Origin of the sequence: Proteus terrae subsp. cibarius (genome assembly GCF_011045835.1) — a bacterium.
Classification (GTDB): Bacteria; Pseudomonadota; Gammaproteobacteria; order Enterobacterales; family Enterobacteriaceae; genus Proteus; species Proteus cibarius.
Window position 1 is genome coordinate 3,842,866 of record NZ_CP047349.1, and the last position, 19,635, is coordinate 3,862,500.

17 protein-coding genes and 2 rRNA genes (1 of these 19 only partly in view) are annotated in these 19,635 nt (G+C 38.7%); 15 read left to right on the forward strand and 4 right to left on the reverse strand.

Going from position 1 to position 19,635, the window contains the following annotated elements; all coding sequences use genetic code 11:
• The first annotated feature begins 24 nt into the window (after positions 1 to 24).
• From GTH25_RS17575 to trpS, 11 genes are all read left to right on the forward strand, one after another.
• Positions 25 to 849 (forward strand): hypothetical protein, encoded by an 825-nt coding sequence (locus GTH25_RS17575; RefSeq protein WP_075672594.1) that lies wholly within the window; start codon positions 25 to 27, stop codon positions 847 to 849.
• Positions 837 to 1,412 (forward strand): fimbrial assembly protein, encoded by a 576-nt coding sequence (locus GTH25_RS17580; protein WP_099659246.1) that lies wholly within the window; start codon positions 837 to 839, stop codon positions 1,410 to 1,412. Before GTH25_RS17575 ends, GTH25_RS17580 begins: the two co-directional genes overlap by 13 nt.
• Positions 1,409 to 1,939 carry a hypothetical protein gene (locus GTH25_RS17585; protein WP_075672596.1) on the forward strand — a complete coding sequence of 177 codons (531 nt, stop codon included), beginning with the start codon at positions 1,409 to 1,411 and terminating at the stop codon, positions 1,937 to 1,939. The genes GTH25_RS17580 and GTH25_RS17585 overlap by 4 nt, the downstream gene beginning before the upstream one ends.
• Positions 1,936 to 3,036, forward strand: a complete 1,101-nt coding sequence (gene pilQ / locus GTH25_RS17590) for a type IV pilus secretin PilQ (RefSeq protein ID WP_099659248.1) — start codon at positions 1,936 to 1,938, stop codon at positions 3,034 to 3,036. The genes GTH25_RS17585 and pilQ overlap by 4 nt, the downstream gene beginning before the upstream one ends.
• 580 nt (positions 3,037 to 3,616) lie before the next feature.
• Complete coding sequence (gene aroK / locus GTH25_RS17595) at positions 3,617 to 4,138, forward strand: shikimate kinase AroK (RefSeq protein ID WP_036914409.1); 522 nt, start codon at positions 3,617 to 3,619, stop codon at positions 4,136 to 4,138.
• A gap of 54 nt (positions 4,139 to 4,192) precedes the next feature.
• Positions 4,193 to 5,287, forward strand: a complete 1,095-nt coding sequence (gene aroB / locus GTH25_RS17600; protein WP_164530773.1) for a 3-dehydroquinate synthase — start codon at positions 4,193 to 4,195, stop codon at positions 5,285 to 5,287.
• A 170-nt stretch (positions 5,288 to 5,457) separates the two neighbouring features.
• A complete protein-coding gene (locus tag GTH25_RS17605) occupies positions 5,458 to 6,387 on the forward strand; it encodes an SPOR domain-containing protein (RefSeq protein ID WP_109420408.1) in 930 nt (309 codons plus the stop codon).
• 82 nt (positions 6,388 to 6,469) lie between these two features.
• On the forward strand, positions 6,470 to 7,285 hold the full coding sequence (gene dam / locus GTH25_RS17610) for an adenine-specific DNA-methyltransferase (RefSeq protein WP_075672599.1): 816 nt from the start codon (positions 6,470 to 6,472) through the stop codon (positions 7,283 to 7,285).
• A 44-nt stretch (positions 7,286 to 7,329) separates the two neighbouring features.
• Positions 7,330 to 8,001: a ribulose-phosphate 3-epimerase gene (gene rpe / locus GTH25_RS17615; RefSeq protein ID WP_075672600.1), complete on the forward strand. Its 672-nt coding sequence runs from the start codon at positions 7,330 to 7,332 to the stop codon at positions 7,999 to 8,001.
• A complete protein-coding gene (locus GTH25_RS17620) occupies positions 8,001 to 8,711 on the forward strand; it encodes a phosphoglycolate phosphatase (RefSeq protein ID WP_099659252.1) in 711 nt (236 codons plus the stop codon). The genes rpe and GTH25_RS17620 overlap by 1 nt, the downstream gene beginning before the upstream one ends.
• A 1-nt stretch (position 8,712) precedes the next feature.
• The gene (gene trpS / locus GTH25_RS17625; RefSeq protein ID WP_075672602.1) at positions 8,713 to 9,741 is read left to right on the forward strand and encodes a tryptophan--tRNA ligase; all 1,029 of its coding nucleotides are present in this window, start codon (positions 8,713 to 8,715) and stop codon (positions 9,739 to 9,741) included.
• 133 nt (positions 9,742 to 9,874) lie between these two features.
• On the opposite strand, the gene yiiM is transcribed toward trpS, so the two are convergent.
• Together yiiM and sodA are read right to left on the reverse strand one after the other, a co-directional pair.
• On the reverse strand, positions 9,875 to 10,549 hold the full coding sequence (yiiM, locus tag GTH25_RS17630) for a 6-hydroxyaminopurine reductase (protein ID WP_075672603.1): 675 nt from the start codon (positions 10,547 to 10,549) through the stop codon (positions 9,875 to 9,877).
• Positions 10,550 to 10,663: 114 nt separating this feature from the next.
• Positions 10,664 to 11,287 (reverse strand): superoxide dismutase [Mn], encoded by a 624-nt coding sequence (gene sodA / locus GTH25_RS17635; protein ID WP_075672604.1) that lies wholly within the window; start codon positions 11,285 to 11,287, stop codon positions 10,664 to 10,666.
• 372 nt (positions 11,288 to 11,659) lie between these two features.
• Between sodA and acs the strand changes: the two genes are divergently transcribed.
• The 4 genes from acs (at position 11,660) to GTH25_RS17655 (ending at position 17,726) form a co-directional block, all read left to right on the forward strand.
• Positions 11,660 to 13,618: an acetate--CoA ligase gene (acs, locus tag GTH25_RS17640; protein ID WP_075672605.1), complete on the forward strand. Its 1,959-nt coding sequence runs from the start codon at positions 11,660 to 11,662 to the stop codon at positions 13,616 to 13,618.
• A 159-nt stretch (positions 13,619 to 13,777) separates the two neighbouring features.
• Positions 13,778 to 14,089 carry a DUF485 domain-containing protein gene (locus tag GTH25_RS17645; RefSeq protein ID WP_075672606.1) on the forward strand — a complete coding sequence of 104 codons (312 nt, stop codon included), beginning with the start codon at positions 13,778 to 13,780 and terminating at the stop codon, positions 14,087 to 14,089.
• Positions 14,086 to 15,741, forward strand: a complete 1,656-nt coding sequence (locus GTH25_RS17650; protein WP_164530774.1) for a cation acetate symporter — start codon at positions 14,086 to 14,088, stop codon at positions 15,739 to 15,741. Before GTH25_RS17645 ends, GTH25_RS17650 begins: the two co-directional genes overlap by 4 nt.
• Before the next feature lie 401 nt (positions 15,742 to 16,142).
• Positions 16,143 to 17,726 (forward strand): phosphoethanolamine transferase, encoded by a 1,584-nt coding sequence (locus GTH25_RS17655; RefSeq protein ID WP_164530775.1) that lies wholly within the window; start codon positions 16,143 to 16,145, stop codon positions 17,724 to 17,726.
• Positions 17,727 to 18,041: 315 nt separating this feature from the next.
• Here GTH25_RS17655 and rrf read toward each other — a convergent pair.
• Positions 18,042 to 18,157 (reverse strand): 5S ribosomal RNA (gene rrf, locus GTH25_RS17660).
• A 115-nt stretch (positions 18,158 to 18,272) separates the two neighbouring features.
• Positions 18,273 to 19,635, reverse strand: a 23S ribosomal RNA gene (locus GTH25_RS17665); it runs 1,714 nt beyond the window's last position.

A 19,635-nucleotide genomic window follows, 5' to 3' on the forward strand; every position in this document is an offset into this window, starting at 1 on the left:
CATCAATAGATATGGATATCATTTATGGAAACACACAATTACCAGATTGGTATTGAAATTAACACTCATCATATCAATGCAGTTTTGGTATTTCAGCAGAATAATCAATGGAAGATCAGTGCATTTTGGCAATTCCCTTTACCTCTTAATGACGATTTGGATGATATAAAATTAAGAAAAATCCTAATTGATTGGCGTAAAAAATTACCCTCTGTTAATAATGTTACGCTTTCTCTACCGGATATTTATGAAAATTATCAAATTATCCCACTACCTCATGCTATTTCCCTTACATCAGCAGCATGTTATCGGTTAGCGCAACTACGAGCCACATCTTACACACAAAACACGAAAATCCCTGTTAATTTTGATTATCGGCAAAATAAAGGGAAACTCGCTATTCATCTGTGCCATAAACCAATTTTAGATAAGTATATTGACTTATTTTCTCGAATAAACTTAACAATAACTGCAATTGATACCCCTGCATGTGCACTACGCTACTTAGCAACTTACCTTGATATCTCACCTCAAGATCCACTTTTATACTGTAAAAACAAAATGCTACTTTGGGTATCATCTGATGAAAATATGCCCCATTACGGCTCTCTCGCCTATGAAAACCAACAAGAACAACAAGCATGTATTGACCAGTTAATAGAAAAATATCATTGGTCATTAGAGCACTGTTACTTAACGGGTGATAATGAGGAATATTTTAACCAGTTAATGCCTATTTGGCCCAATCATTCCCACGACTTATTTAAAATAACGTCAAATAAAGATCTCATTCCACTTATTGCTTTGGGTTTGGCATTACGCCCTGAAGAGGTGTTATGTATCAAGTAAATTACCTACCTTGGCGTCACAGGTTATTTAGACAGAAAGCATTGTTATGGCTTTCTCAAACGCTATCATTGGTCACAATCACTTTCGTTATTTGTAGCTATTACACTTACCATCTGACACAAAAGCGAACGCTCATAACAACGCAACAACGTCAAACACAACAACAAGAAGATTTATTACTAAAACAGCTCGATATATATCAAGAACAAAGAAAACAGACACTTTTACACTATCAAAATTATTCACTCTATTATCAAAACTGGCTGCGCTATTTACATTACATTCGCTTCTTTCGAGCTATCGAAACGCATCTTCCTTCAGCAGGTTGGATTAGCCACTATAATGAAGCAGATAATCAACGCTCCCTGTATCTCACTCTCCCCAATACACAATCACTCTCCTTTATTACCAACCTTAAAAGTCACCCTATTTTATCCTCTTTAACATTGAGTTATTTAAAACAAAGCAAAGCTAATCCGTCTTATACAGAAGTATATTTAAACGGAAAATCAGAGGAACAAGGTCGAGGGTACGAAAATGAAGAAGATAAGGGAAGCCAATGAAAATAAATACACAATGGATGTTATTTATTGCATTTTTACCTAAGTGGAAACTCACTTTACTGAGCTTAATTATACCTTTTATTGCCTTTCTATTTTATTACCTCTTTATCTACACAGATTACCAACAAGAGATAACTCAACAACATATAGAAATGGCACAAAGACTAAAGCGCATTAATCACCATCAAAATACGTTAGAGACAATGCCTTCTATTAATTCACTGATCACACAGGAAATAGATTATGACATCCCATTAAATAGCTCACCAGTTAGTGAGCAATTACAACGCTTACTGATGACCTATCACTTTATACCAGAGATTTGGGAAGTCATGCCTAACTCTTTATATAAACTGACTTTTACTTTGTCTTACTCACAGTTTTTAACACTATTGGAATATCTTAATCAAACGAGCTTAGCGCTTATTTCTCTGAATATTGTTCCAATAGAAACCCATTTAATTTCAGTACAAATGAGCCTTACGGAGCTAAGTTATCCTAGCGCAATACAAGGTGATATATCATGAAGATAGGAATTTTAATTGTCATCTTATGTATGACAACCAACATTTGGGCTCATACCAGAGATCCCTTCTTTCCTGAGAATAGCGATGATGAAAAAATATCATCCACCTTTATTGAAGAGCAAACATCAATCACAGAACAACCCGAAAAATTATATCACCAACTTTATTCTTTAAATTATGCTGATGCTGATAAATTAGGTGAACAACTAAGTAATCATACCATTCCATTACTTAGTCAGCAGGGACGCGTTATTGTAGATAGTGAATCAAATAGCCTTTCTATAGTTGATAATAGTAAGACACTGTCTGAAATTGAGGATTGGTTAAAATTACGGGATACTCCCCAACAACAAGTTCATATCACCGCACATATTGTGAGTAGCAGTCAGGATGCTTTAAATGAATTAGGCACTCAATGGGGATTACAAGCATTAAAAACACAAACCGAAAACGCATCTACAACACCTAATGCTATTCCAACAACCTCTTCGCTTAATTCAACGTTATCAACCCCTTCACTTTCTGCTTTATCACTCCATCAAAACACCAAAAATCCCCTTCACTATATTGCATTTAATATTGCCAGAATTAATGGACGTCTATTAGAGCTTGAATTAAGCGCGTTAGAGCAAGAAAAACAGTTATCTATTATTGCAAGTCCACGGCTAACGACTGCTCATGAAAAAACAGCATCCATCAAACAAGGAACGGAGATCCCCTATGTCAGTCGGGATAATGAAATGACACGAGTTCAATTTAAAGAGGCTGTCTTGGGTATGGAGGTAACACCCATGATCCAAAGAAATAAAAAGATAAGATTAATACTTAAAATTAGTCAAAACACACCGGGTATTGCACTTGTTCAAGGTGGAAGTGAACATCTATCTATCGATAAACAAGAGATCAGCACAGAAGTGACTATTCGTGACGGAGAAACCATTATGTTAGGAGGAATATTTCAACAAAAACAGCAAGAACACACGGCAAAGATCCCTTTATTATCCTCAATCCCATTATTAGGGGTACTTTTCAGTCATAAAAGAGATCAACACAGTCGCCATGAATTGGTTATTTTTATTACACCCAAATTAATCTAATTTTTTATGCGATAAATATTTTTATCATAAAATACAAAGCACTATATGTTTTTTACTAGGATTAAACTTAGAGTTATTCATTGTTTTTTCTTATAATCAGTATTTATAGATTTGACGATGAGGACGATTTAGCTTACAAGGGTTAGCTAATTTGAGTGAACCTGAAACATCACAATAAAAATACGGATACATTTTATGCACTTCCTCTATTCTTGGAGGTAGGGCTTTTTATATGTAATATTGATCGATTGATGACGAAAAAGACAATATTATCAGATGCGGTTTTCCGACTAAATTGTGTTAGAATCTCCGCGTTGCCAACAAAGATAATTACTTTTTTTAGTAGTTTTTGTTATGTACTGTGGGCAAAGGGATTTTTATCCTATGTTGTCGTTTATGACAGCATGTGGTTATTTTATAGCGATCTACTGAAAGAACTCAGTCTTATTATGAGAGTAGATAACAAATGTTATCAGGTGTGAATTAGATAAACACTCATAAATTTCAGTTTAGGTCCCGTCGCTGAATGAATTTGGCGGGGCGGGTTATCATTAACGAATATCTTAGTAATACCAAAAACATGGCAGAGAAACGTAATATCTTTCTGGTTGGGCCTATGGGTGCCGGCAAAAGCACTATTGGTCGTCAGTTAGCTCAACAACTTAGTATGGAGTTTTATGATTCTGATCAGGAAATTGAGCGGCGTACAGGTGCGGATGTAGGTTGGGTATTTGATGTTGAAGGCGAAGAAGGCTTCCGTCAACGAGAAGAGAAAATAATCAACGAACTTACTGAAAAACAAGGCATTGTACTTGCTACAGGTGGGGGTTCGGTGAAATCGCGAGAAACCCGTAACAGACTATCTGCACGTGGTGTGGTTGTTTATTTAGAAACCAATATTGAAAAACAACTCGCTCGTACCCAACGTGATAAAAAACGTCCTTTATTGCAAGGTGTTGAACCTGTGCGCGATGTATTAGAGACATTAGCTGAAGAACGTAATCCTCTTTATGAAGAGATTGCTGACATCACTATTCATACTGATGATCAGAGTGCAAAAATTGTAGCCAATCAAATAATTGAATTGTTAGAACAAAACTAATAAATTCAGCTATTTACAAGGTTAAGTAAAGACAATAAGAAGAAGGCCACTGTTATGGAAAAAATCACTGTCACATTAGGTGAAAGAAGCTATCCCATTACCATTGCTTCTGGCCTTTTTCATCAAGAAGATACCTTTTTACCTTTAAAATCAGGGCAGCAAGTTATGATAGTCACAAACGTGACGCTTGCTCCACTCTATTTAGAAAAGGTAACAGACACCTTAAAAAAACAGGGTGTTTTGGTTGATAGCGTGATTTTACCTGATGGTGAACAACATAAATCGCTTGAGATCATGAATGATGTCTTTACTGCATTATTAGAAAAAAATCACAATCGAGATACAACACTTATCGCATTAGGCGGTGGGGTTATTGGTGATCTAACGGGTTTTGCCGCTGCAAGTTATCAACGCGGTGTTCGCTTTATCCAAGTACCAACCACACTGTTATCTCAAGTAGATTCTTCTGTTGGTGGCAAAACTGCAGTTAATCACCCTCTTGGCAAAAACATGATTGGTGCGTTTTATCAGCCCGCTTCTGTTGTTATCGATCTCGATTGTCTAGCCACATTACCGCCTCGTGAACTTTCATCGGGTTTAGCTGAAGTTATTAAATATGGCATCATTTTAGATAAAGACTTTTTTATCTGGCTTGAAAATAATATTGATAAACTCTTGGCTCTTGATCCTAAAGCCATGGCATTTTGTATCCGTCGTTGCTGTGAACTAAAAGCTGACGTCGTGGCTGCTGATGAAAAAGAAACAAGTGGTTTACGCGCACTACTCAACCTTGGCCATACTTATGGACACGCTATCGAAGCTCATATGGGATATGGTGTTTGGTTGCATGGTGAAGCCGTTGCCGCAGGTATGGTAATGGCGGCAAGAACATCTCAAGCGCTTGGTCAATTCACGGAAGAAGAGACTCAACGTGTTATTCAATTGCTTGAGAAAGCCAATCTCCCCGTCAATGGCCCTATTGAAATGACACCTGATGACTATTTACCTCATATGATGAGAGATAAAAAGGTATCTGGCGGCAAATTACACCTTGTTTTACCAAAAGGTATCGGCCAATCTGAATTGCGTGCCGATATTACTCGCGAACAAGTCCACAAAGCGATAACATCTTGCATTAATGCAAATTAAGCATCCCATTACCTGACAAGAAATAAACCAGAATATTCATTTAAGGAAAATTCTGGTTAATATTGTCAAATGCAACGTTTCAGAAAAAGCGTTTCATCCTTATACTATGAGGTAATGGCTAAGGCTGAATAGAATATTTTTCGCTTTTTGACGCTCTGACGGAGGGCATAATGGACGAGTTCAAACCTGACAATGAAACCAAGGGTGATAATTCACTCAAACCTGATACATCGGATAGACCTGAACGTCGAACTAACCGACCTCGTAGCAATCCATTAAAAAACGCACGATTCTCTGTATCCCGTCAACAGATGATGATTGGTGTAGGTGTTTTAGTCCTTATCCTACTAATTATCGCAATAAGTTCAGCATTAAAATCACCAGAAACAACTGAACCTACATCTCCGACCAATACAGAAAGAAATATCGATCTGTCTCAACAACCGTCATCCGTTACGCCTTCAGAAAATGGTCAGCTATCAACACCTCAATCTATTTCTGGGCAAGATATACAGCCAGTGACACCACCTTCACAAAATTTACCTTCAATGATTGATTCGCAAGGTCAACGAGTTGAGATCCCTGGAGATATCGTTGATTCATTAAATCAACAACAATCGGGTATTAATCAAGCGACTAGTCAGCAGTTAAATGCTCAACAACCAAAACCGGTACAGCCTGTTACACAACCTCCTGTCACCAAACCTGTACAAAAACCGGCTGAAGTAAAAACACCACCGACAAAACCAGTGACACCACCAGCAACAACGCAACCTAAACCAACAACGACTAAACCTGTTGTTTCAGGTTCATTATCAGCAGGTAATTTAAATGCTATTCCTGCCACTAACTATACATTGCAATTAAGTGGCGCAAGTCGCCAAGATACCTTAGAGGCTTTCGCTAAAAAGAACCTCAATGGAAACTACGCTATTTACAAAACACAGCGTAATGGTAATCCATGGTATGTACTCATCTATGGAAATTATCGTAATATAAGCGAAGCCAAACAGGCCGTTTCTTCTTTACCAGCGCCAGTACAAGCAAAACAACCTTGGGTTAGACCGATGAAACATGTTCATCAGGATCTAAAAAAATAATTAAGACGAAGTTCACCGCTGATATGCTGTCTGAAACAGAGTACAATCGGCGACTCTGAAACGATTGAGAAATTTGGACGGCATGAAAAAAAAACGCGCATTCCTAAAATGGGCTGGTGGTAAATATCCTTTGGTAGATGACATTAAACGTCATCTGCCTGAGGGTAATTGTTTAATTGAACCTTTTATGGGTGCCGGTTCTGTTTTTTTGAATACAGAATACGATTCATATATTCTTGCCGATATAAATAGTGATCTAATTCATCTCTATAATACGGTAAAGCAACATCCTGAAAAATTTATGAAGGATGCCCGCTTATTATTTACCCCTCAAATGAATATCGCAGAAGAGTTTTATCAGCTACGACAAGAATTTAATCGTTCAACGGACGCTTATCAGCGTAGTGTGTTATTTCTCTATCTTAACCGTCATTGCTACAATGGGCTGTGTCGTTATAATTCAAAAGGCGAATACAACGTCCCTTTTGGTCGTTATAAAAAACCTTATTTTCCTGAAGCAGAGCTAATCTGGTTTTCTGAAAAAGCCCAAAAAGCCGAATTTGTTTGCCAAAGCTATTCATCAACTATGACAAATGCAGAAAAAGGCGCCGTTGTTTATTGCGATCCTCCTTATGCACCATTATCACCGACTGCAAATTTTACGTCATACCATACAAATAGCTTTAGTTTTCAAGAGCAGGAACATCTGGCTCAACTTGCCTCAATGCTGGCTTACGAGAGACAGATACCCGTGTTAATATCAAATCATGAGACTGCGTTAACAAAAGAGTGGTATGTAGACGCAAAAGAGCTACACAGTGTGAAAGTCAGAAGAACAATTAGTAGCAACACACTCGGTCGTAGCAAAGTGAACGAATTACTTGCCTTATATAAATAATCGTTAACACCTCCCGACAATGGGAGTGTTGTCTGGAGAATGCGATGAAAGATTTTCTGATTGCCCCTTCTATTTTATCCGCTGATTTTGCTCGCCTTGGTGAAGATACTGAAAAAGTGCTCGCAGCAGGTGCAGATGTTGTCCACTTCGATGTTATGGATAACCACTATGTTCCTAATCTGACATTTGGTGCGCCAATTTGTAAGGCTCTGCGTAACTACGGTATTACAGCACCTATTGATGTTCATCTAATGGTTAAACCCGTTGACCGTATCATCCCCGATTTTGCAAAAGCGGGCGCAACTTATATCTCATTTCACGCTGAAGCCAGTGACCACGTCGATCGTACTATTCAATTAATCAAAGATTGTGGTTGTAAAGCAGGCTTAGTGCTTAATCCAGCAACCCCATTAAACTATCTCGACTATGTTATGGATAAATTGGATCTTATTCTGCTGATGTCTGTTAACCCAGGCTTTGGTGGGCAATCATTTATTCCTAATACCCTCGATAAATTACGACAAGTTCGTAAGATGATTGATGATGGTGGTTATGACATTCGTTTAGAAATTGATGGCGGTGTCAAAGTCGATAATATTGCTGAAATAGCGCAAGCTGGCGCTGATATGTTTGTTGCAGGCTCTGCTATTTTCAATCAGCCAGACTATAAGCATGTTATCGACAATATGCGCCGTGAATTAGAAAAGGTATCGTAATGACAGATAAAAAACTCAAAGGTATCCGTGCTATCGCCTTTGATCTTGATGGCACTCTCACCGACAGCGCTGTTGGTCTTACAGAAGCGACAGACTATGCATTAAAAGCAAAAGGCTTCCCGCCAGCTGGCAAACATAATGTTACTATTTGGGTTGGAAACGGCGTGGATATGCTACTGACACGCGCTTTGCACAATGCGGGTGTTGAAGATGTGACTGATACCTTATTAAAAGAGATGCGTGATCTTTTTGATGAACATTATGCAACCTCAGTCAAAACAGGCAGTGATTTATTCCCTCACGTTAAAGAAACCCTTGAAGTATTAGCTTCACACGATATTCCTCTGGGGATCGTGACAAACAAACCAACACCATTTATCGCACCATTACTACAACAGCTGGAAATTGAAAAATATTTTTCCTTAGTGTTAGGTGGCGATGATGTGAAAGAAAAAAAACCGCATCCAGCACCATTATATTTAACAATGGGCACGTTTGGTGTTAAAAAGGAAGAACTCCTTTTTGTTGGGGATTCTCGCAACGATATTATTGCAGCACAAGCGGCTGAATGCCCTTGCGTAGGTTTAACCTACGGCTATAACTACGGCGTATCTATTGCAGACAGCAAACCTGATTTTACTCTCGATAACTTTGCTGACTTGCTTTCTATCCTCGATATCACGCCAATGACAACTGTGGAACAGAATTAAAATGACGACTTCAGTAGAAAAAACGGCACAAAAGCCAATTGTATTCAGTGGTGCACAACCTTCTGGTGAATTAACTATCGGAAACTATATGGGTGCACTGCGTCAATGGGTACAAATGCAAGATGATTACGATTGCATTTACTGTATCGTTGACCAACACGCCATTACAGTACGCCAAGATCCTAAAGAACTAAGAAAAAGAACCTTAGATACACTGGCTCTGTATCTTGCTTGTGGTATTGATCCAGAAAAAAGCACTATTTTTGTTCAGTCACATGTTCCACAACATGCACAATTAAGCTGGGCACTTAACTGCTATACCTATTTTGGTGAATTGAGCCGAATGACTCAATTTAAAGATAAATCAGCACGTCACTCTGAAAATATCAACGCAGGGTTATTCGATTATCCTGTATTAATGGCAGCGGATATTCTGATTTACCAAACAAACCAAGTGCCTGTTGGTATCGACCAAAAACAACATCTTGAATTAAGCCGTGATATTGCTCAGCGCTTTAACGCTATTTATGGCGATATCTTCACTGTACCAGATCCTTTTATTCCAAAAGGCGGTGCTCGTGTGATGGCATTACAAGATCCGACTAAAAAAATGTCTAAGTCTGATGATAACCGCAATAACGTTATCGCATTGCTAGAAGATCCAAAAGCAGCGGCTAAAAAGATCAAACGTGCAATGACAGATTCAGAAGAGCCACCTCGTGTTATTTACGATCTTGAAAACAAAGCAGGTGTCTCTAACTTACTCGATATTTTAGCGGGTGTTACAGGTAAAACGATCCCTGAATTAGAAGCTGAATTTGAAGGCCAAATGTACGGTCATCTAAAAGGTGCTGTCGCTGATGCAGTATCTGAAATGCTAACCAACATTCAAGAACGTTTTAACACTTTCCGTAATGATGAAGCACTGCTCAATAAAATCATGAAAGAAGGTGCTGATAAAGCCAAAGCTCGCGCTCAAGCAACCTTAGACAAGGTTTATGACGCAATCGGATTTATTGCACATCCGTAATTTTTCATTAATACATAAAAACACCTCGCCTATTTTTAGGGAGGTGTTTTTTAGTAAAGAGGAATTATTGGGTTCTTAATACTACAAGCTAATTTTTATTAATAATAATATTAATTATCAATAAGTTAACTATTTACTCTTTAAATAACCGTCGATTAAAACTCTCAATGGTTTGATTTTGCAGTCTTAATTGCATAGTCTTGCTCCAACTTGCTGATAATCCTGAGGCACTTAATAGACGATGATAAAGCTCTTCATCGAATGGCATATGAAAAGCAATCGAAATCGCTTCTTTAACAGAGACATCGCTGTTTCTTGAAACCAAGACAAGAGGATGATGACTGCCTGTTTCACCTATACTCACAACACGATATAACCAGCCACAATAGCCACTATCTTGCATAATTTGCGAAAAGTTACTGACTTCTGTCACAGTATTAAGTTTATAGCAAGGAGAGCGAGGTTGAGTAACTTGGATTAATGCTGTTCCCCACTGATAAATATCACCAATAAAAACATTCTCTTCTGTCATACCTGTTGTTGAGATATTTTCACCAAATGCAGGGGCATGAAAAAAATCTGTCAATTGTGGGAATTGCTCAGCCCAATAAAGATAATGCTCTTTAGGATAGTGACAAAGTGCGCGATCAGGGCCACCGTGAAAACTCTTTTCTGCTTGCTCATCACCTTCTAATCCCAGTGATGTTAATTTGATATGACCATCCACCAGCCTTTTGGTGATCGCACTGGTAAATCCATTAGATGTTGTTGTGACATTACCGATAAAAACACTAGGAAAATAACGCATAGCTCACTACCTATACAGAAAAGAATAACTCATAGTAAAGATAGTGTTCAAAAGAAACAATGCCGACATTTGTCGGCATTAAAAATATAAAAAGAAAGGAAGTTATTAACTCAATTATGCCTTGCTCTGAAAACGCTTTTGCGCTTCATCCCAGTTAACCACTGACCAGAATGCTTTAATATAATCAGGGCGACGATTTTGATATTTTAAGTAGTAAGCATGCTCCCACACATCTAACCCTACAATTGGGTAACCTGATGCGCCAGCTAACTCTTCACCCATTAATGGGCTATCTTGGTTTGCAGTAGAAACAACCGCAAGTTTGCCATCGTCTTTTAATACTAACCAAGCCCAACCAGAACCGAAACGGCTAGCCGCAGCTTTTTCAAATAACTCTTTAAAAGCATCAACACTACCAAAATCACGTTCAATCGCGTCTTTTAGTGAGCCTTGTAATTGAGTGCCTAGCTTCAGACCTTTCCAGAATAATGAGTGGTTAGAGTGACCACCAGCATTATTACGTAGAAAAGTACGTTGATCAGCAGGGACTTTATGAAGATTTTTAACTAACTCATCAATTTCTAAGCCAGCAAGCTCAGGCAATTTTTCTAATGCTGTATTGGTATTATTCACATAAGTTTGATGATGCTTAGTATGATGAATTTCCATTGTACGCTCATCAAAGTGAGGCTCTAATGCATCATAAGCATAAGGCAGTGCAGGTAATGTATAGCTCATATTAATCTCCAGTGCTGTTTTATCTTGGATCACACCATGTGATTTATCTTTTCATTTCATTATAGTGAAAAAAACGTTAATGAAAATCATTATCATATCCATATTATTTTTGTGGTTTTTTTATCCAGCACGGTTAAATTAATTTTCACAGTATATTATTTTAATTTAAAAGCTTTCTATTAAACGATAATCCTATTAAACAAGAAAATAGTAGATAAATAATGCCATGCTAGCTTTAGCACTAATTGAACATTCCATGAAAAGCATTTCCATTAATTCGTGATCTTCTGCGCAAAAAAGAAACAATCTTTATTTACCCTCTTTTGTTAACGACTTTTTGACATAGTATTAACAATAGTGAGGAGAACTATTATGACAAAAATAAACCAACATCATATTACTGCAAGCATTGCAGAACATGCCCTGATCAATAAAGAGCAATACCAAAAAGATTATGAATTATCCATCAAAAACCCGGAGGCCTTTTGGGCAGATAAAGGGAAAATCATTGACTGGATAAAACCATATACCGTGGTAAAGAATACTTCTTTTGACCCAGGCCATGTACGCATTCGCTGGTTTGAAGATGGTCAGCTAAATATCAGCCAAAACTGTCTTGATCGCCACCTTAAAACACGAGGAGATCAAGTCGCCATTATTTGGGAAGGTGACTCACCTAATGAGTCGAAAAAAATTACTTACAGACAACTCCATCAAGATGTTTGCCAGTTCGCTAATGTATTAAAAAACTTAGGTATTAAAAAAGGCGATGTTGTGGCGATTTATATGCCAATGGTGCCAGAAGCAGCGGTTGCTATGCTCGCTTGTACTCGTATTGGAGCTATTCATTCTGTTATTTTTGGTGGTTTCTCTCCTGAAGCTGTCGCTGGTAGGATCATTGATTCAAAAGCTAAATTAGTGATCACAGCTGATGAAGGATTACGTGCGGGTCGTGCCATCCCTTTAAAGAAAAATGTTGATGATGCTTTAAATCACGCTGATATCCCTCCTATTAATCATGTTGTGGTATTTCGTCGAACAGGACATACCGAACAATGGATTGAAGGACGTGATGTTTGGTGGGATGAAATCATTCAAGGTGTCAGCACAGAATGTGATGTTGAAGTTATGGATGCAGAAGATCCACTCTTTATCCTGTATACCTCCGGCTCAACAGGTAAACCTAAAGGTGTACTGCACACAACAGGAGGCTACCTCGTTTATGCTTCAATGACCTTTAAATACACCTTTGATTATCATGAAGGCGATATTTATTGGTGCACCGCTGACGTAGGTTGGGTAACAGGACACAGCTACTTACTGTATGGCCCTCTGTCAAATGGTGCTACTACTGTTATGTTTGAAGGTGTTCCTAATTATCCATCAGTTAATCGTATGGCTCAGGTCGTTGATAAGCACCAAATCAATATCTTATATACTGCACCTACAGCAATCCGTGCATTAATGGCTGAAGGTGATAAGGCGATTGAAGGCACTCAACGCACCTCTCTGCGTATTCTAGGCTCTGTAGGTGAACCTATTAACCCAGAAGCATGGGAATGGTTCTATCAGAAGATGGGGCGTAGCCAATGTCCTATTGTTGATACATGGTGGCAAACAGAAACCGGGGGATTCATGATAACCCCATTACCAGGTGCTATGGATCTAAAACCTGGTTCAGCAACACGCCCTTTCTTCGGCGTTCAGCCAGCAATTGTCGACAATATGGGAGAAGTACAGCAAGGGGCTTGTGAAGGCAACTTAGTGATTACTGATTCTTGGCCAGGCCAAGCAAGAACACTTTTTGGCGATCATGATCGTTTTGAACAAACTTACTTCTCAACCTTTAAAGGTATGTATTTCTCTGGTGACGGTGCTCGTCGCGATGAAGATGGTGACTATTGGATAACAGGGCGAGTTGATGATGTCTTGAATATTTCAGGTCACCGTTTAGGAACAGCAGAGATTGAATCCGCTCTTGTTGCACATCCTAAGATTGCGGAAGCCGCAGTAGTTGGTATTCCTCACAATATTAAAGGGCAAGCTATTTATGCTTATGTCACTTTAAATCACGGTGAAGAACCAACACCTGAACTTTACACTGAAGTTCGCAACTGGGTACGTAAAGAAATTGGACCAATAGCCACACCAGATATCCTACATTGGACAGATTCCTTACCTAAAACACGTTCAGGGAAAATTATGCGCCGTATCTTGCGCAAGATTGCCTCTGGCGACACAACTAACCTCGGGGATACCTCAACACTCGCCGATCCGGGTGTTGTAGAGAAACTGTTAGAAGAAAAACAGTCTCTATCACTTACTGCTTAATACACAACAAATAGCTGTCATTTAAAAAAACGTAATACGACAAAGCAAAGGCATGAAAATGCCTTTGCTGGGCTCTCTTACCTAAAAATCATGAAATGCGGGGGATTGAAACCTCTAAATCAAGTGATAAACCAAACAATTATATAGAGGAGAACTCTGATGAATGCCAATATTTATCAAGAGATAGAAAACAACCCTCGCTTTAAAGAACTGGTTAAAAAACGTAGTCGTTTTTCATGGACACTTTCAATTATTACGCTCGTTATGTATGTCTCATTTATTTTACTTATTGCGTTCTATCCACAATGGTTAGGCACGCCTCTGTATGAAGGAAGCTACATTACACGAGGTATTCCTATTGGTATGGGCTTAATCATCGCCTCATTTCTATTAACAGGCGTTTACGTTATTAAAGCCAATACAGAGTTCGACAAACTTACCGCTGAAATTATTGAAGAGGTAGAAAAATGAGAAAGTTACTCTATGCAATAAGCTTATTTTTCCTCTCCTCAACAATTGCTTACGCTAGCGCAATAACAGAAGGAGGAGAGAAACAACCTATGAATATTCAGGCCATTATAATGTTCCTAATATTCGTAGGATTAACACTTTACATCACTTATTGGGCATCTAAACGCACCCGTTCTCGTGCTGATTACTATACTGCTGGCGGAAAAATTACTGGCTTTCAAAACGGTATGGCGATCGCAGGTGACTTTATGTCTGCTGCCTCCTTCTTAGGGATCTCCGCACTAGTTTATACCTCTGGTTATGATGGACTTATCTATTCAATTGGATTTCTGATTGGTTGGCCTATCATTCTTTTTATCATTGCTGAGCGCTTACGTAATTTAGGGCGTTATACTTTTGCTGATGTTGTTTCCTATCGCTTAAGCCCTAAACCCGTTAGAACACTCTCTGCTGTTGGATCACTGGTTGTTGTTGCTCTTTATCTAATTGCACAAATGGTAGGTGCCGGAAAATTAATCGAACTCCTTTTCGGCTTAAATTACCATATTGCTGTTGTGCTCGTCGGTATTCTAATGGTGCTATATGTTTTATTTGGAGGCATGCTCGCCACCACATGGGTTCAAATCATTAAAGCTATTTTATTACTTGCAGGTGCAAGTTTTATGGCTGTTATGGTTATGAAAGCCGTCGATTTTAATTTCAACACCTTATTTAAAGAAGCCGTTAGTGTTCACTCAAAAGGGTTCTCTATCATGAGCCCAGGTGGTTTGGTTTCTGATCCTATATCTGCACTCTCTTTAGGTCTTGCACTTATGTTTGGTACAGCAGGACTTCCTCATATCATCATGCGCTTCTTTACTGTTAGCGATGCAAAAGAAGCCCGTAAGAGTGTTTTCTATGCAACAGGTTTTATCGGTTATTTCTATATCCTTACTTTTATTATTGGTTTCGGCGCTATCTTACTCGTTAGCCCTAATCCTGTGTTCAAAGATACCGCTGGCGCTTTGATTGGTGGAACCAATATGGCGGCTGTTCACTTAGCAGATGCTGTTGGAGGTAATTTCTTCTTAGGCTTTATCTCAGCTGTTGCCTTCGCCACTATTTTAGCCGTTGTTGCAGGACTAACTTTGGCGGGTGCATCTGCGGTATCACATGATCTTTACGCCAATGTAATTAAAAATGGTCATGCGGATGAAAGACAAGAGCTTAAAGTATCCAAAATTACTGTAGTTATCTTAGGTGTCGTCGCTATTGGTTTAGGTATTTTATTTGAAAAGCAAAATATTGCCTTTATGGTGGGATTAGCTTTCTCTATTGCGGCAAGCTGTAACTTCCCAATCATATTGTTATCTATGTATTGGAAAGGACTTACAACGCGAGGTGCTGTAGCGGGAGGATGGTCTGGTCTATTAGTTGCGGTCACGTTGATGATTTTAGGACCAACAATTTGGGTAAGTATTTTAGGCCATGAAAAACCTATCTATCCTTATGAATATCCAGCATTATTCTCAATAATTATTGCTTTTATTGTCTCGTGGCTTTTCTCTATTACAGATAAATCATCTTTAGGTGAGCAAGAGAAGGCAAAATTCCAAGCACAATTTATTCGTTCTCAAATTGGCTTAGGCATCGAACAAGGTAAACAACACTAACAGCCTGAAATAATGTTATCTTTCTAAATAAAAGTAACCCCAAAGTGATTTTCAACTTTGGGGTTATTCATTTTTAACCTTTTTATCAATGACCATAAGAATCTCGATTATATTTCTATCATTTACTTATTTAGAATAATTTTAAGCTTTAACTACATATCTATACGATTATTTAAATAGAAAGATAAATTAAATTAAAATCAATTAATTAAAAATAGAAACAAACATAATTTATTTGCTATATCGCTTATTAATAAACTCAAAAAGCCCAAAATAGTGAGGAATAACCATAATAATAGCAATTTCAGACACACTTCCGCCAAACAAGGCTTGTATTGTCAAAAAGTAAATGGTTAACTTTTTATTCTACATAAGAAGAGGTGATAGTTTTTAAATAGGTTATGTCTCAGTTAACTCATTACGCACTTTTATTTTTCTTATCTATGGCACCAGCAATATTGGGTGGCTCAACGCTGTATATAGAACAAAAAATCTATATTGTTCTTATTGGTTGGCTACTTATGCTGATGTGTAGTGGTATTTATCGTTCTTTTTTTGGAAAAATAATAACCTTTATTATTAGTGCATTATGGGCTTTAAATCTTTCTATTTCTCTGTTTTTCCATCGTGAACACGATATTGCTTTTTCATCATCTATTGCTGAAACTTTTATTAATACTAATGGTAGTGAAACTGTTGGTATGCTCTCTTATAATAAGTACTATGTCTTATTTTACCTATGTGCTTTTGCCATTTACTATTTTCTCATTCATAAAACGGCTCGAGTCTCTGATCTAAAAACAGCAAAAAAAAGTGTGATTGCATTTGTTATGTTAATCGCCATTATTCCAATATATAAAAACTTAGCATTAAGAAACGATGAGAAAAGTAAATTACTTGCAGAATATACTCTTTTAAATACCCCTTTTTATAATGCTGCAGCACTTGTCCGAACCTTCCATGAAAATCGCCAAATTAGAAAAATTGCAGATCAGAAAGTAGAGTATCAATATAATAAAAGTAATGATAATACAGAAGTTTATATTCTTATTCTTGGGGAATCAGTTCGTAGAGATCATCTAGGAATTTATGGCTATCAGTACGATACAACGCCTAATTTGATGAAAGAAAAGAGTAATCTTATTCTATTCAATCGAGTTTATTCTCCAGCTCCAGTAACTATTCTTTCTGTACCCATTTCACTCTCAAATATAGGATTGGAACAATTACAAGATAAAAGTCATTATGCTGATAATATTGTTTCTCTCGCTAATCACGCCGGATTTAAAACATATTGGCTAAGTAACCAAGGTGAAGGTAATCAAAAAACCAGTGTTATTTCTGTCATTGCTAATATGGCTCAAAATAAAAAGTGGAATGAGTTTATCGGTTATGATGAAGAACTACTTCCTTATTTAGATCAGGCTCTCAATGAACCTTCTACACAGAAAAAACTAATTATCTTACATACATATGGTAGCCATGAACCAGCCTGTAATCGATTTCCAAATCAATATTTAAAGAAATTCACGCAAGAAGATGATGATAACAGCTATGACAGCTCTATCGCTTATACAGATAAATTAATTAATGACATTATTGAGAGAGTCAAAGACAAGCCAGCTTCTATTCTCTACTTTGCAGATCACGCTTTACAGCGTCTCGATAAAAATAGAGAGGTTCGTTATCATCATGGTGTAAATACACCACGAAAAGAAGCTTATGATATACCGCTATTTATTTGGTATAGCCCATTATCTATTAAACCTATTATTAATGATGATGCAGTGAATAAACCTTATTCAACGGTAAATAACTATTGGCTATTAAGTAGTTGGCTTGGGATAGAACATAATTCACCCCAAAAATGCCATTCACCATTAAATGAATGCTATCAGCCTAAATCACCAATAACGGTTATTGATGGGAATAAAAACCTCTTAAACTATGATTTATTAAGTTCAGAAGAGCAGGAACCACAATAATATCCTCACCCCAAAATATCTAAATACGAAATACACTTAATAATAAAAAGTGTATTTATATCCTCATTATCTATTTCTAATAAGATCTATCTGAGATGACAAGAGTTAAAAAGAGCAGAATGCTAGGTATCAAATTAAGTGATGTTAGAAAAGGATAACCGCATCAATGAAGTACCATAAATAGGGTTTAATAGCGCTAAGAGTGGCTATTTTATTGAGGAATATAACAACAATAATAGTTTTTTATTCGGAGTAGCTAAACCTCCAAACGCAAAAAAGCCAACCCATTGGGTTGGCTTTCTCGTCTTATTTAATGCCTGGCAGTTCCCTACTCTCACATGGGGAGGCCCCACACTACCATCGGCGCTACAACGTTTCACTTCTGAGTTCGGCATGGATTCAGGTGGGTCCGCTGCGCTATGGCCGCCAAGCAAATTCTGTTTAATTACCCGTTACTTCGATTTCTCTTCGTAACCAGCAATTTCAATCTTAAACAAGCCTACTTCATCTACTGTCGTCTCTCAGACAAAACACCTTCGGTGTTGTCAGGTTAAGCCTCACGGTTCATTAGTACTGGTTAGCTCAACGTATCGCTACGCTTACACACCCAGCCTATCAACGTCTTAGTCTTAAACGTTCCTTTAGGTCACTCTAGGTGACAGGGAAGACTCATCTCGAGGCAAGTTTCCCGCTTAGATGCTTTCAGCGGTTATCTCTTCCGCACTTAGCTACCGGGCAATGCCATTGGCATGACAACCCGAACACCAGTGGTGCGTTCACTCCGGTCCTCTCGTACTAGGAGCAACCCCTCTCAATCTTCCAACGCCCACGGCAGATAGGGACCGAACTGTCTCACGACGTTCTAAACCCAGCTCGCGTACCACTTTAAATGGCGAACAGCCATACCCTTGGGACCTACTTCAGCCCCAGGATGTGATGAGCCGACATCGAGGTGCCAAACACCGCCGTCGATATGAACTCTTGGGCGGTATCAGCCTGTTATCCCCGGAGTACCTTTTATCCGTTGAGCGATGGCCCTTCCATTCAGAACCACCGGATCACTAAGACCTACTTTCGTACCTGCTCGAGCCGTCACTCTCACAGTCAAGCTGGCTTATGCCTTTGCACTAACCGCATGATGTCCGACCATGCTTAGCCAACCTTCGTGCTCCTCCGTTACTCTTTAGGAGGAGACCGCCCCAGTCAAACTACCCACCAGACACGGTCCCCGATCCAGATTATGGACCTAGGTTAGAACATCAAACGTTAAAGGGTGGTATTTCAAGGTTGACTCCATGCAGACTGGCGTCCACACTTCATAGTCTCCCACCTATCCTACACATCAAGGCTCAATGTTCAGTGTCAAGCTATAGTAAAGGTTCACGGGGTCTTTCCGTCTTGCCGCGGGTACACTGCATCTTCACAGCGAGTTCAATTTCACTGAGTCTCGGGTGGAGACAGCCTGGCCATCATTACGCCATTCGTGCAGGTCGGAACTTACCCGACAAGGAATTTCGCTACCTTAGGACCGTTATAGTTACGGCCGCCGTTTACTGGGGCTTCGATCAAGAGCTTCTCCCTAAGGATAACCCCATCAATTAACCTTCCAGCACCGGGCAGGCGTCACACCGTATACGTCCACTTTCGTGTTTGCACAGTGCTGTGTTTTTAATAAACAGTTGCAGCCAGCTGGTATCTTCGACTGGCTTCGGCTCCGTCCGCAAGGGACTTCACTTACCGCCAGCGTGCCTTCTCCCGAAGTTACGGCACCATTTTGCCTAGTTCCTTCACCCGAGTTCTCTCAAGCGCCTGAGTATTCTCTACCTGACCACCTGTGTCGGTTTGGGGTACGATTGTTGGTAACCTGAAGCTTAGAGGCTTTTCCTGGAAGCAGGGCATCAATTGCTTC